Raw genomic sequence first — 13,548 nt, 5'->3', positions numbered from 1 at the left:
CTTATCCCGCTTGCAGGCGAAGCTTTTCGAGCAGATCGCGGAATATCTGCTGTTCATCATCGCTCATCGATTCGAGCAGGCTGCTTTCAATCTCGCGCGCCATGGGGACGATCTTGTCATGCATCGCTCGCCCCGTTTCGGTCAGTTCGAGATGGTGCGAACGGCCGTCCTGCAAATTGGGCAAACGCACCGCCAGTTCACGGCTTTCCAGCACCTTGCACGCACGGTTGACCGCAACCTTGTCCATCAGCGTTTTCTCGGTCAGCTCGCGCTGGGTCAGGCCGCCTGCATCGCCCAGCATTGCCATCACTCTCCACTCGGTGACTTTGAGGCCGAATGCATCGTGATAAGCCGCCGCAATCCGGTTGCTGACCGCGTTCGATGCGACCGACAATTGATAGGGCAGAAATTCGGCAAGGCGGAACGGGGCGTTACTCATGCAACTGGTTACTAATGCAACTACGTCGCTTGGCAAGTGGTTGCCATCTTGGGCCAACCGATCATTCGTATTCAGGCTCGTTCCACCAGGGGTAAAACTCCGGCATGTCCTGCGAAACTTTGCCCGGATAGTTCGGCTCTCTCTTCTCGAGGAAACTTGCAACGCCTTCCCGCGCGTCTTTGCCGCGCGACAGCATATAGATTGACCGGCTGTCAACGCGGTGCGCCATCATCGGGTGGTCGCCCGAAGGCAGGCGCCACAACATCGCGCGGGTCATCGCGACTGAAATGGCTGACGTGTTGTCGGCAATCTCATGCGCCAGCCCGCGCGCTACATCCATAAGATCGGGGATCGGATGGATAGATCGGATCAGGCCACCACCAAGTGCCTCTTCAGCGTCAAATACCCGGCCTGTCATGCACCATTCGAGCGCTTGCTGCGGCCCCACAAGCCGCGGCAGGAACCAGCTCGAGCATGCTTCCGGCACGATCCCGCGCCGGGCAAACACGAAACCATACTTGGCGTTGTCTGACGCCAGGCGAATATCCATCGGCAGCTGCATTGTCGCGCCAACGCCCACAGCCACGCCATTACAGGCACCGATCAGCGGCTTGGTCGATTGGAACATCCTGAGCGTCAAACGCCCTCCGCCATCGCGCACAATTTCGTCCGACAAATCGGCAACTTCGGTCTCGCTGGAAAAGGGCCGCGAACCATCATCGGGCGTCAGATCGGCCCCGGCGCAAAAGGCGCGGTCGCCCGATCCGGTGACAATCACAGCACGCACATCATCGTCCGCATCAGTGTTGTCGAGCGCATCGATAATTTCTGTCATCATCACCCGGGTAAAAGCGTTCATCTTTTCCGGGCGATTGAGAGTGATCGTGGCGACCGGGCCATCTTTCTCAAGCAGGATTTGGGTATAGTCGCTCATCACTCTCTCCAGAGTATCAATGGTAGTAAGAAAAAGGGCCCCGCAATCGCGGAGCCCTTCGGTCAGTTCGGCTTAACGCGGCGCCATGCGGATCGACCCGTCGAGGCGGACATCCTCCCCGTTGAAATAGCCGTTCTCGATCATGGTCATGGCGAGATGCGCATATTCTTCCGGATAGCCGAGCCGCTTGGGGAACGGGACGGACGCTGCGAGCGCGTCTTTCACCTGCGGCGGAGCTGCTGCCATCAGCGGCGTGTTGAAAATGCCCGGCAGAATCGTGTTCACGCGAATGCCTTCATTCATCAGGTCGCGCGCGATCGGGAGTGTCATGCCAATAACCCCGCCTTTCGATGCGGAGTACGCTGCCTGACCGATCTGGCCATCTTCGCCAGCCACCGATGCCGTGTTCACAATCGCCCCGCGATCACCATCATCGCTGAGCGGATCGAGAGTCATCATACCCGCGGCCGATTTTGCAATACAGCGGAATGTGCCGACGAGGTTGATCTGGATCAGCCAGTTGAACGCATCGAGCGGGAAATGCGAAATCTCGCCGGTCTGCTTGTCGCGCTTTGCGGTCTTGATCGCATTTCCGGTGCCGGCACAATTGACCAGGATGCGCTCTTGCCCGTGGGCCGCGCGTGCTTTTTCAAAACCGGCATCGACAGATGCATCATCGGTTACGTTCACTTCGCAGAAGATGCCGCCAATATCGGCCGCAACCTTTTGACCCTTTTCTTCCTGAAGGTCGAAAATCGCCACTTTCGCGCCCTTGGCGGCCAGCGCCCGCGCCGTTGCTTCGCCCAGCCCCGATGCACCGCCGGTGACCACTGCGGGTGTGTTTGCGCCTACTTCCATGTGATATTCTCCATTCTATGGTCATCCCGGCGAAGGCCGGGATCGTGTTCAATAATTTCCAACTATACGGGGAGCGATTACAGCGCCTCGACAATCGTGACGTTGGCGACACCGCCGCCTTCGCACATCGTCTGCAGTCCGTATTTTTTGCCGCGCGCTTTCAGTGCATGCACCAAAGTCGCCATCAGCTTGGTGCCCGATGCACCCAGCGGATGGCCCAGAGCAATCGCCCCGCCATTGACATTGAGCTTGTCCGGGTCCGCGCCAGTATGCTTGAGCCATGCCAGCGGAACCGGCGCAAACGCCTCGTTTACTTCATACAGATCGATGTCGTCGATCTTCATACCGGCGCGTTCAAGCGCTTTGTCCGTCGCAAAAAGCGGTTCTTCCAACATGATAACCGGATCGCCGGCGGTCACGGTCAGATTGTGAATGCGCGCCATAGGCGTCAGATTATGATCTTTGAGGAACTGTTCCGATACAACCAGAGCGCCGCTTGAACCGTCGCAGATCTGGCTTGCGCTGGCAGCGGTGATGGTGCCTTTCTCGTCGAGCAGTTTCACCGAAGCAATGCTTTCGAAAGTCGCATCGAAGCGGATGCCTTCATCGACGATATGCTGTTCTTCGCCGTCGGGCGTTTCGACGGTGACGGGAACGACTTCATTCTTGAACGCCCCCGCTTCGGTCGCGGCGATCGCGCGCTTGTGGCTTTCTAGTGCAAACCGGTCGAGATCATCCTTAGTAAAACCGTGCTTCTGCACGATCATTTCCGCGCCCATAAATTGCGAAAACATCACGCCGGGATATTTCTCTTCGAGATCGGGTGATTTGTAGTGGCCAAGCCCTTCCGCCATGTGAAACTTGGCATTGGTGCCCATAGGCACGCGCGTCATGCTCTCGATCCCGGCAGCAATGACTGCATCCTGCGTGCCCGACATGACCGCCTGCGCGGCAAACTGGATCGCCTGTTGAGAAGAACCGCATTGGCGATCAATTGTCACCGCCGGGGTTGACTGCGGCAGATGCTTCGACGCCAGCACGGCATTGCGGCCCACCTGCATTGCCTGTTGGCCGGCCTGTGTCACGCAGCCCATTACCACATCATCGATGGCATTGGGGTCAACGCCGGTACGTTCCATCAAGGCATCGAGCGATTTCGCCGCAAGGTCCACCGGGTGGACGCCCGCGAGACGCCCGCCGCGCTTGCCCCCGGCTGTTCTGACTGCATCGACAATATAGGCTGTGGCCATGATCAATTCTCCCGAAGGTGGTTCACTTAGTTAGCTATGTCAGTTAGCAGCGGCACGGAGCGGGTCAAGCAAAGCTTGCCGCTTACGTTCACGTCAAGCGGACCCGAATCATCGCCCAACAGCTTGCACAAGGCGCCCTCAACCGCCTATTGGCTGGACAGCTTCCATTCCTCAGAATTGCAAAACCAATAGGCCGATGTCGCAGAAACTCTTCGAGATTAATCCCGATCTGGACCGCAAGGCATTGGCCAAGCAGTTTGCGGTCAACAAGCGGATACAGATCCGCGATGTCCTGACGCGGGAGACCGCCGAAGAAATCCGCATGATCCTGTCGAAGCAGACGCAATGGGGCATGGCGATGAAGGCAGGGTCGGACAATCCGACCGGGGCAGATCAGGTCCGCGCCGAGGCGCTTAAGACACAAGAGGGCCAGCAGCAGTTACAGCAATTGGCGCAAGCCTCTCACGAAGCGGCGGCGAAAGGGGATTACGCCTTCCGCTATGCGCATTATTCGCTGGTCGAAGCCTATCTGGAAAAATGGAATGAAGGCGGCCCGCACGACTTGATCCTCGAATATCTCAACGCAGAGGATTTTCTGCAGCTTGTCCGCGAAGTTACCGGGATCAACGAACTGATCAAAGCCGACGGCCAGGCCACGCTATATGCGCCGCAGCATTTCCTTGCGCAGCACACAGACAGCCATGTCGGCGAAGGGTGGCGCGTGGCCTATGTGATGAACTTCGCAATCGACGACTGGAAGCCAGATTGGGGCGGTTACCTCAACTTCTTCGACGAGGATGGCGATATTATCCAAGGGTTCAAGCCGCGGTTTAACGCGCTGAACCTGTTCGCCGTACCGCAGGCACATGGCGTATCCTATGTCCCGCCATTCGCGCCGCTGGGACGGTTGGCAATAACCGGCTGGCTGCGCGATCAGTGAACAAACTGACGCCGCAACAATGGCGTGATCGCGCAGTATCCGCTGAACGCAGCGGAAATACCGAGGCGGCACGACAGGCGATGCGCGACGCTCTGGTCCAATACCCGCAAGAGGCCCCGCTGTGGAACAGCGCGGGGGGAATGCTCCTTCGGCTGGGCGATGCCGCAGAGGCAGTCGAACATTTCGCGCAAGCGGCCGAACTTCAGCCGGCCAATATGGAATTCGCAATCAACGGGGCGATAGCGCTGTCGGCGGCAAACCGGCACAGGGATGCCATTGCAGAACTTGACCGCTTTGCCGAACAGGGCCGGACATCTGCAGTTTATTGTTCGACACGCGGAACCGCAGAGCGCGGACTGGGCAATCCCAAAGAGGCGGCATTCTGGTACGATCTTGCGATATCGCTGGAACCGGGGCGGATCAAAGCGCTCCACGGGCGGGCGCGTGTAGCGCTCGATCGCGGCGAAGAAACCGCGCTGCAACGCTTTGACCGGGCGCTGAATCTCAACAATGGCGATGCGGATTTGTGGCTCGGCAAGGCGCAGGCGCTTGATGTACAGGGCAATCAATCGGGCGCGAGGGAAATTGCCGAAGCACTGGTCAAGCAGGCGCCCGGTTGGACCGAAGGCCTTCGCTTCCTCGCGCAGCTCCGCCTGGCGGAAGGTGAGGAAGATTTCACCTCGCATTATGGCGACGCGGCCAAGGCGGTCCCGCAGGACCCGAACATCTTTGCCGAATGGATATCGGTCCTAGCAGGTCTCGACTTTAACGAGCGCGCGGCTTCTTTGGCTTCGCGGGCGCAAGCGATATTCCCCCATATCAATCATTTCACATTGCAAGAAGCCATCAATGCGGGGGCAATGGGGGACAATGATCGCGCCGAACGGCTATTCGCAAAACTGGAGCGCGACGATCCCGAACGCTGGCTGCACGAGGCGCGCCACCGGATCCGGCGCGGGGAATTTGACCGTGCGGACACTTTGCTCGGACAAATTATTGAAGCGGATCCGTGGAGCATTTCAGCCTGGGCTTTGCGCGGAGTCGTCTGGCGAATGATCGGAGATGCACGCTCCGATTGGCTCCACGGCGGCGACAAGTTGGTTGACCTTGTTCCGCTGCACGATGCGGATAGGATCCTGCCGAAAGTGATCCCGCTATTGCACGGGCTGCACGATGGATCACCGCTGCCGCTCGGCCAGTCGCTGCGCGGCGGATCGCAAACGAGGGGAATTCTGTTCGACCGGACAGAGCCCGAATTTGCCGAACTGCACGATGCCATTGCGGCGAGTGTTGAAGATTACCGCAGCAAACTGCCGCCCGCAGATCCTACGCATCCGCTCCTGCGCCACCGCGACAATGCCTGGTCGCTCGCAGGCTCTTGGTCGGTCCGTTTGAGCGGCGGCGGTGACTTTCATACGGCTCATATCCATCCGCAAGGGATTGTTTCCTCCGCGCTGTACCTCGAAATGCCCGCACCAAAGCCGGGGGACACGGACAAAGCGGGATGGCTTGAAGTTGGACGCCCTGCGGCTGATCTCGCGCTCGATCTCGAACCGATCCGCATAATTGAGCCGAAGCCCGTCCATATGGCACTGTTCCCGAGCACGCTCTATCACGGAACGCGCCCCTTCGCGGAAGGACAGCGAATGACAGTCGCGTTTGATGTGACACTGACCCAAGGAACGCCGCGATGAGCTCCTCACATGACAAAGCCTGGAGCGATTTCTGGGCACAGAACACCCAATCGGGCCAAGATGGTGGGTGCCTGCCCGCAAAGTATCAAGGGATTGATGCGGCGCAGCGCGCGGTTTGGCACGGCTTTGCAAAATCGCTTCCGCGCAAGGCCGCGTTGCTCGACATAGCCACCGGCGATGGCCGCGTGATGCGCTGGATCTTGGGAAAACGACCCGATCTGAAGCCGGTCGGCGTCGATATGGCGCCCGAATTACCAGCCCCGCCCAAAGGAACGAAAGTCCGCGGCGGCGTGAGGATGGAAGAACTGCCCTTCCCCGACGACAAATTCGACGCAGTGACCAGCCAATTCGGGTTTGAATATGGCGATCTGAGCGCTGCCGCAACGGAAATTGCGCGCGTCCTGCGGCCGGAAGGCAGCATCGGTCTGATTACACACCGCATTGACGGGCCGATTCTGGCCCACAACGTCGCGCGGCGCGAACAGATTTTGTGGGCAATCGAAGAACATGATCTGGTTGCCGTTGCCAAGGGCAATCTCAAGCTGCGGGCGAGCGGCTTACAGACCGTTTCCTCCAAGATTATGCAGGCCCCTGCAGCCGGCGCGGCCCGCTTTGGCCAAGGGTCTGCAGCATGGGAAATTGCCGAAGCGGTTCGGCAAACGCTCGCGCTCAGCACGCGCGACCATCCAGACAATGTTTCGCGGCTGCTCGATACAATCCGCGATCATGCTCTTAACGAGATCGGGCGGATCAATTCGCTTGAGGCGGCGTGTAAGCAGACAGCCGATGCTGCGGGCTTTGCCGAAGCGATTGACGTAGGCGGGCTGGAGCAAGTCAGCGTCGATGCGTTGATCGACAATGTATCGACCAAGCCATTTGCCGATTTCAGGTTGCTGCGTAAGAAATCCTGACCGGACCGCCGGCGGTGGTTCTACCGCCGCCAGCTACTTCTTAGTCGCGCAAAGAAAAGGGCGGCGGACCGAAGTCCGCCGCCCCTTCTTTTTAGCTTTCGCTGTTCTTCGAACTTAGAACTTGACGTTCGCCGATACGAAGAAGTCACGGCCGAGCACGTTGTATGTGCTTGGGTATGTGTTGGCTTGCTCTTGGTTGTCACCGAGGAGCGTGCCGTTGCTTGTGGTCGTAACGTTACCCGCTGCATCGAAGCTAGGTGTTTGTGGCAGCGTGTCGAACACGTTGTCTACACCCATCGCGATGGTCAGGTTTTCGTTCACTTCGAACGAGAACGAGATGTCGAGCAGGTCGTAAGCATTGATACGCTCAACGCCGTTGAACTGGCTGTAATCAACACCATCGTTGTCATCACGAACACCGCTCAGGTGACGCCAGCGGAACGAAGTGGTCAGAGGACCGTCGACGAATGTCGCACGGCTGGTCCACTTGTACTTCGGAGTTGGCTCACCGCAGGTTGTGCCGAAACGACCAGCGCATTCGTTGACAGTCGCAAAACCTTGCACCGGAGTGAAGTTGGACTTTTCAGTCCAAGTACCCAGGAACGAAAGGTTAAGCTGCTGCTCACCGCTGTCAGTCAGGAGCGAGAACGGAATGGTTGTTCCGTAGTTGACCTGAAGGTCGATGCCCGAAACTTCCTGGTTCGCAATGTTTGCGGCCAGAATAAGCGGGTTGTTCGCAGTGGTGATCGCACCACCTGGCGAACGAGCGCCGGTGCCTGGTGCAAACGGAGCACAGATCGGATCGTTAATGTCCTGAACCTGGTTGAAGCACAGATCCAGAGCATTGTTCAGACCGCCACCAAATACCGAGATCGAGTCATCGATCGAGATATTGAAGTAGTCAGCCGTGATCACGAGACCAGGGACAAACTGCGGCTCAAGAACAACACCGAAGGTGTAGCTGTCCGAAGTTTCTTCGCCCAAGCCAGCGAAACCACCAAAGGTTGCTGGAATTTGGCCGTTTGGCTGGATGTTGCCTTGACCAACTTCGTTCGCAGGAACGCCCGAAGCCACACAAGTTGCAGTCAAAGCCGCACCGGTGCCGAGGTTACAAGGGTCGGTTGCTGGCGGGAAGCCGATTGCGCGGCCACCGAACAGTTCACCAACGTTTGGTGCACGAACAGCGCGCTGATACTGAGCACGGAGCGTGATGTCTGGGACTGGAGCGAACTCGATGCCACCGGCATAAGTCCAAACACCGCCAACAGCGTCCAGCGAGTAGTCAGAGTAACGCGCCGCAGCGGTCACATCCAATTTCTCAACACCAGCATCGGGGCCGAGGATCGGAATGTTAAGCTCTGCGAAGAGTTCACGTACGTCGTAAGAACCTTCGGTCGGCAGACCAGCGTTAAAGCCGATCACGTCGCCCGAAGACAGTGCAGTGTCAGGAATGAACTGCGATGCAACCTTACGGTATTCAGCACCTACAGCGAAACCAACATCGTCACCGCCCATACCAAGGTTTCCGAGGAAACCGTTGATCGAAGCCGAAGCAACTTGCATGCTGGAGATGTCGCTGTTCTGCGCCTGGATTGCAATTTGCTGGAACATCGCTGGAGTCAGCGTGTTCAGACCGAAGATGTTGATCGGTGTCGCAGTACCGTCGAGGCCGGCCTGGAATGCCGAACGCGAGATGTTACCAGCTTGGATGTTCGAGTTCCGAGTACGGGCGAACATGTAGTACGCGTCGTAGTTCAGATTGTCGTTGATCGCACCACGAACACCACCGAGCACGCGGAATGCGCTACGCTCATCAAGGCTGTTACGACGGCTAGCTTCGATCGTACGACGTTGTACGAAGAAGTTAACTACGCCTGGATCGTCAGCCACGCCGTCAAGCGCGTTCTGAGCGGTTTCAGCCGCGTCGATGTCGAGCAGCTGCTGCTGGTCGCTAGGAACAAGAAACTGGAGCTGAGTTGCCAGATCGATGTTGAAGTTGCCGGTCACCGGAGTAGCAGCAAGTTCTTGTGCAACGCGGTTATTCACAAACGACACTTCGGTGTAGAACTCGTGACCGTCGCTGAATTCGTAATCAGCGTAACCGCCCATCAGATACCGCTCTTGCGGGAGCTGCAGGTAGTTAACCGGTGCATAGTTGTACAGGTCGCCTGCACGCTGGCGGAAATCACCAGGTGTGTTGTCGAAAACTACGCCTGTGCCGAAGCCGCTAGCGCCTGCAGGGCCGAATTCGGTGCCGGCTGGAAGGCCGGTGTTGCCGTTCGCACCACCAAGATAACGCAGAACGCCGTTTGGCAGAGTCGAAGAACCGAACTGGTACTGCTGATCGCCATCGGTTTCACCACCGAGTGCGAAGTTCGAGAACGCACGGTCGCCTTGGAACAGCGAGTCACGGTTGTAGTATTCGGCGTAGACAGTCGCGCTACCGCGGCCATCGTCGAACGAAGTACCGATTGCACCGTGAACTTCGTAACGAGCTGCGTCGCCACGTTCGGTGATCGAGTACTGGCCGCCCATTTCGATGCCATCAACGTCTTTCAGACGGAAGTTAACAACGCCAGCCAGAGCGTCCGAACCGTAAACAGCCGAAGCACCACCGGTCACAACGTCAACCGAGTCGAGCAGGAACGATGGGATGGTGTTCAAGTCGACGATTTGCGCGGTGTCGTAAGACATCCAGCGACGGCCGTTAACCAGAACCAGAGTACGCTGCGAACCGAGACCACGAAGGTTCAGTGTAGCGGTACCGTTACCTGGGTTGTTCGAGAACGATGTGGTGCCAGGAACAACTTGAGGAAGCGTGTTGACCACGTTCTCAACGTTGACTGTACCCGAAAGTTCAAATTCTTCGCTGTCGACGACTGCTACAGGAGCAGGGCTATCAACATTGCGACGTTGAATACGCGAACCGGTAACGACGATGAAACCATCATCGGCGTCAGCGCCATCGGTATTCTCTTGTGCATATGCCGGAGTAGCGACCATGGCGCCTGCCATAATCGTACCCGCCAATAGTGCGGCTTTGTTAAAACGGTTGGACATTCCAATCCCCTTAATCTGAACACCCCCTTGGTGTTCATGTGAGTAGGTAAATTCAACGAGCAAAGAGCTCGAATGGACGCCCTCTAAGCCATAGGAAACCACATTCGCAATCGCAGTGATCGGTTAATGCGCGGGTAAGATGTAAACTGTGGCATTCGTGTTACAGTTGGCGAAAGGCCATTCCTGTGCCAACCAGCGGGCGAAATTTCGCGATTTTTAGGCCATTGCAGGCCGGGAGAAATACATATGTCAGGCCACGGCACACCAGAAGCTTCAAATTTGCTGCCCAAGGCAGCCACCACCGCAGCTTTCGCAGCCGCGCTATTGGCATTCGGAACCACCCCGGTTTTTGCTCAGGAAAGCGATGAAAAACAGGATGATGCCTACATTGCCGGCTTGAAAGCATGCCAATCAATCAGCGAAGCAGCCGAGCGGCTTGCCTGCTATGACGCGGCAGTCGGAAAAGTGGTGGAAGCCAGCGACGAGGGCGAGGTCCAGATCGTCGACCGGGAGCAAGCAAAGAAGACCCGCCGGAGCCTGTTTGGCTTTTCGCTGCCCGATCTAGGCATTTTCGGCGGTGACGATGACGACGAACTGTTTGAATCGACCATTACCAGTGTCGCGATTTCCGGCCGCAACACCGTTCTCATCACCATCGAGGATGGCGATGCGGTGTGGCGTATACCCGGTGCGAAACAGCGGACAATGAATGCGAAGCCGGGCGATAAAGTCGTCTTCAAGGAAGCATCCTTGGGCAGCTACTTCATCAGGATCAACGGGCAGATCGGCGTGAAAGGCCGCCGGATACGCTGAATCGCTTACGCGACCTCCATTTTCAACTCGCCGTCGCCCTCGTCGATTTTCAGGGTCGCACCATCGGGCACATCGCCGCGCAAAATCATGTCTGCCAGCGGATCCTGTAGGTAACGTTGAACCGCACGTTTGAGCGGTCGCGCGCCGTAAACCGGATCATAGCCCACGCGCCCGAGCCAGCGCAGCGCCGCTTCGGTCAGATCGAGTTCGATCTTGCGGTCTTTCAGCAGCTTTTGCACGCGTTTGATCTGAATTTCGACAATCGGAGCCATGTGTTCCATCGCCAGGCGGTGGAACAGGATGATCTCGTCCAGCCGGTTGAGGAATTCGGGGCGGAAATGCCCGCGCACCACATCCATCACTTGCGGCTCGACATCGGCGACCTTCTGGTCGTCCTCCATATTGGCGAGATACTGGCTGCCGAGGTTCGACGTCAGGATAATCAGCGTGTTCGAGAAATCGACCACTCTGCCCTGCCCGTCGGTCAGGCGGCCATCGTCGAGCACTTGCAGCAGCACGTTGAACACGTCGCTATGCGCTTTTTCAACCTCGTCAAACAGGATCACCTGATAGGGCCGGCGGCGGACCGCTTCGGTCAGCACCCCGCCCTCGTCATAGCCGACATAGCCGGGAGGCGCGCCGATCAACCGCGCAACCGCGTGTTTCTCCATAAATTCAGACATATCGATACGAACCATCGCATCGTCATCGTCGAACATAAATTCGGCCAGCGCTTTGGTCAGCTCTGTTTTGCCGACGCCGGTGGGGCCGAGGAACAGGAATGAACCGAGCGGCCGGTTCGGGTCCTGCAATCCGGCGCGCGCGCGGCGTACTGCCTTGGACACAGCCTCGATCGGCTGCCGCTGCCCGATCACGCGTTTGCTGAGCATTTCCTCCATCTGGAGAAGCTTCTTGCGCTCGCCTTCCATCATCCGATCAATCGGAATGCCGGTCGCACGGCTCACCACACCGGCGATATCATCTTCGGTGACTTCTTCGCGCAGCAACGCGTTCTCATTGTTGTCGGACGCTGCCTCGATCGCTTTTTCAAGCTCGGGAATTTTCCCGTAAGACAATTCGCCTGCTTTCGCGAGATCGCCTTCGCGCTGCGCCTGTTCCAGTTCCAGCCGCGCGTGATCGAGATCTTCCTTCAGCTTGCTTTCGGCCTGGATCTTGTCGCGCTCGTTCTGCCAGCGCGTGGTCAGTTCGGACGATTGCTGCTCCAGATTGGCAAGCTCTTCGCGAAGCGTTTTGAGACGATCCTTTGCTGCCTTATCGGTTTCTTTGGAAAGCGCGGATTCTTCGATCTTCAGTTGGATAATCCGGCGGTCCAACCCTTCGATTTCTTCCGGCTTGCTTTCCACTTCCATCCGGATGCGGCTCGCCGCTTCGTCCATCAAATCGATGGCTTTGTCGGGCAGGAAACGGTTCTGGATGTAACGATTGGAAAGCGTCGCGGCGGCCACCAGCGCACCATCGGTAATCCGGACGCCGTGATGCAGTTCGTATTTCTCTTTCAACCCGCGCAGGATCGAAATCGTGTCTTCGACGGTCGGCTCATCGATATAGACCGACTGGAAACGCCGCTGCAGCGCTGGGTCTTTCTCGACATATTTCTGATATTCATCGAGCGTGGTCGCGCCGATGCAATGCAGTTCACCGCGCGACAAAGCAGGCTTGAGCAGATTGGAAGCATCCATGCTGCCCTCGCTCGCCCCTGCCCCGATCAGCGTGTGCATCTCGTCGATAAACAGGATGATCTGGCCATCGGCACCCTTCACTTCATCGAGCACCGCTTTCAACCGCTCTTCAAATTCGCCGCGATACTTCGCGCCGGCAATCAGCGCGCCCATATCGAGCGACATCAACGTGCGCCCTTTAAGGCTGTCGGGGACATCGCCATTGGCAATACGCAGCGCGAGGCCTTCGGCAATCGCGGTTTTACCCGTGCCGGGTTCACCAATCAGCGCGGGATTGTTCTTCGTCCGCCGCGCAAGAATTTGCACTGTGCGGCGGATTTCCTCGTCGCGCCCGATAACCGGATCAAGTTTGCCGTCCTTGGCTGCCTGCGTCAGATCGCGGGCATATTTCTTCATCGCGTCATAAGCGTCTTCGGCGCTGGCGGTGGTTGCCGCGCGGCCGCCGGTCAGTTCCACAATCGCTTCGTTGAGTGCTTTGGGATCGACATTGGCTTCCTTCAGGATCTGCCCCGCAGGCGTGGTCGATGCGAGCGCCAAAGCCACCAGCAGCCTTTCAACGGTGACGTAGGAATCGCCCGCCTTTTCCGCGATAGTTTCAGCAGAATCGAGAACCCGAACCGCATCATTGTCGAGGCCCGGCGTTTGCTGCGCGCCGCCACCCGAAACAGCAGGAATCTTGGCGAGCGCTTCATCGACCATGTCCTGCGCTGTCGCCACCTGACCGCCGGCGCGCTGGATCAGGCCCGCTGCCATGCCTTGATCATCTTCCAGCAGAGCCTTGAGTAGATGCGTGGGCGATATGCGCTGATGGCTGTTGCGGATCGCAACCGTCTGAGCAGATTGCAAAAATCCTTTGGCGCGGTCGGTGAATTTTTCCAGGTTCATCCTTTGGTCCTCAAATCCTACTCGTAGGTGTGTTACTCACATATAGGACCCGTGCGGCGCGTTT

At 57.8% G+C, this 13,548-nt stretch carries 10 protein-coding genes; 4 read left to right on the top strand and 6 right to left on the bottom strand.

Annotated features, from left to right (window positions below; all coding sequences use genetic code 11):
- Position 1 precedes the first annotated feature (1 nt).
- The 4 genes from GRI41_RS01495 to GRI41_RS01480 all read right to left on the bottom strand — a co-directional run bounded on the left by GRI41_RS01495 (position 2) and on the right by GRI41_RS01480 (position 3,481).
- A complete protein-coding gene (locus GRI41_RS01495) occupies positions 2 to 439 on the bottom strand; it encodes a MarR family winged helix-turn-helix transcriptional regulator (RefSeq protein WP_160602881.1) in 438 nt (145 codons plus the stop codon).
- Between the two features lie 61 nt (positions 440 to 500).
- The gene (locus GRI41_RS01490; protein WP_160602880.1) at positions 501 to 1,373 is read right to left on the bottom strand and encodes a crotonase/enoyl-CoA hydratase family protein; all 873 of its coding nucleotides are present in this window, start codon (positions 1,371 to 1,373) and stop codon (positions 501 to 503) included.
- Positions 1,374 to 1,445: 72 nt separating this feature from the next.
- Positions 1,446 to 2,231 carry an SDR family NAD(P)-dependent oxidoreductase gene (locus GRI41_RS01485; RefSeq protein WP_160602879.1) on the bottom strand — a complete coding sequence of 262 codons (786 nt, stop codon included), beginning with the start codon at positions 2,229 to 2,231 and terminating at the stop codon, positions 1,446 to 1,448.
- A gap of 77 nt (positions 2,232 to 2,308) precedes the next feature.
- Positions 2,309 to 3,481: an acetyl-CoA C-acetyltransferase gene (locus GRI41_RS01480; RefSeq protein WP_160602878.1), complete on the bottom strand. Its 1,173-nt coding sequence runs from the start codon at positions 3,479 to 3,481 to the stop codon at positions 2,309 to 2,311.
- A 196-nt stretch (positions 3,482 to 3,677) separates the two neighbouring features.
- Here GRI41_RS01480 and GRI41_RS01475 point away from each other — a divergent pair, with 196 nt between their 5' ends.
- Genes GRI41_RS01475 through GRI41_RS01465 form a run of 3 tightly spaced genes read left to right on the top strand, consistent with a single transcriptional unit; the run spans position 3,678 to position 7,026 of the window.
- On the top strand, positions 3,678 to 4,421 hold the full coding sequence (locus tag GRI41_RS01475; RefSeq protein WP_160602877.1) for a 2OG-Fe(II) oxygenase: 744 nt from the start codon (positions 3,678 to 3,680) through the stop codon (positions 4,419 to 4,421).
- Positions 4,418 to 6,115: a tetratricopeptide repeat protein gene (locus GRI41_RS01470; protein ID WP_328600495.1), complete on the top strand. Its 1,698-nt coding sequence runs from the start codon at positions 4,418 to 4,420 to the stop codon at positions 6,113 to 6,115. Before GRI41_RS01475 ends, GRI41_RS01470 begins: the two co-directional genes overlap by 4 nt.
- Positions 6,112 to 7,026: a class I SAM-dependent methyltransferase gene (locus tag GRI41_RS01465; protein WP_160602876.1), complete on the top strand. Its 915-nt coding sequence runs from the start codon at positions 6,112 to 6,114 to the stop codon at positions 7,024 to 7,026. Before GRI41_RS01470 ends, GRI41_RS01465 begins: the two co-directional genes overlap by 4 nt.
- A 114-nt stretch (positions 7,027 to 7,140) precedes the next feature.
- Here the strand turns inward: GRI41_RS01465 and GRI41_RS01460 are convergent, their stop codons facing one another.
- Entirely contained in the window at positions 7,141 to 10,086 is a 2,946-nt protein-coding gene (locus GRI41_RS01460) for a TonB-dependent receptor domain-containing protein (RefSeq protein WP_160602875.1), read from the bottom strand.
- 246 nt (positions 10,087 to 10,332) lie between these two features.
- Here GRI41_RS01460 and GRI41_RS01455 point away from each other — a divergent pair, with 246 nt between their 5' ends.
- Positions 10,333 to 10,899: a hypothetical protein gene (locus GRI41_RS01455; protein ID WP_160602874.1), complete on the top strand. Its 567-nt coding sequence runs from the start codon at positions 10,333 to 10,335 to the stop codon at positions 10,897 to 10,899.
- A 5-nt stretch (positions 10,900 to 10,904) separates the two neighbouring features.
- On the opposite strand, the gene clpB is transcribed toward GRI41_RS01455, so the two are convergent.
- Positions 10,905 to 13,484, bottom strand: a complete 2,580-nt coding sequence (gene clpB, locus GRI41_RS01450) for an ATP-dependent chaperone ClpB (RefSeq protein WP_160602873.1) — start codon at positions 13,482 to 13,484, stop codon at positions 10,905 to 10,907.
- Between the last annotated feature and the right edge of the window lie 64 nt (positions 13,485 to 13,548).

The organism is Pontixanthobacter aquaemixtae, assembly GCF_009827395.1.
Classification (GTDB): Bacteria; Pseudomonadota; Alphaproteobacteria; order Sphingomonadales; family Sphingomonadaceae; genus Pontixanthobacter; species Pontixanthobacter aquaemixtae.
The sequence above is the reverse complement of the archived record's forward strand: the minus strand, read 5'-3'. Positions and strand labels throughout refer to the sequence as shown.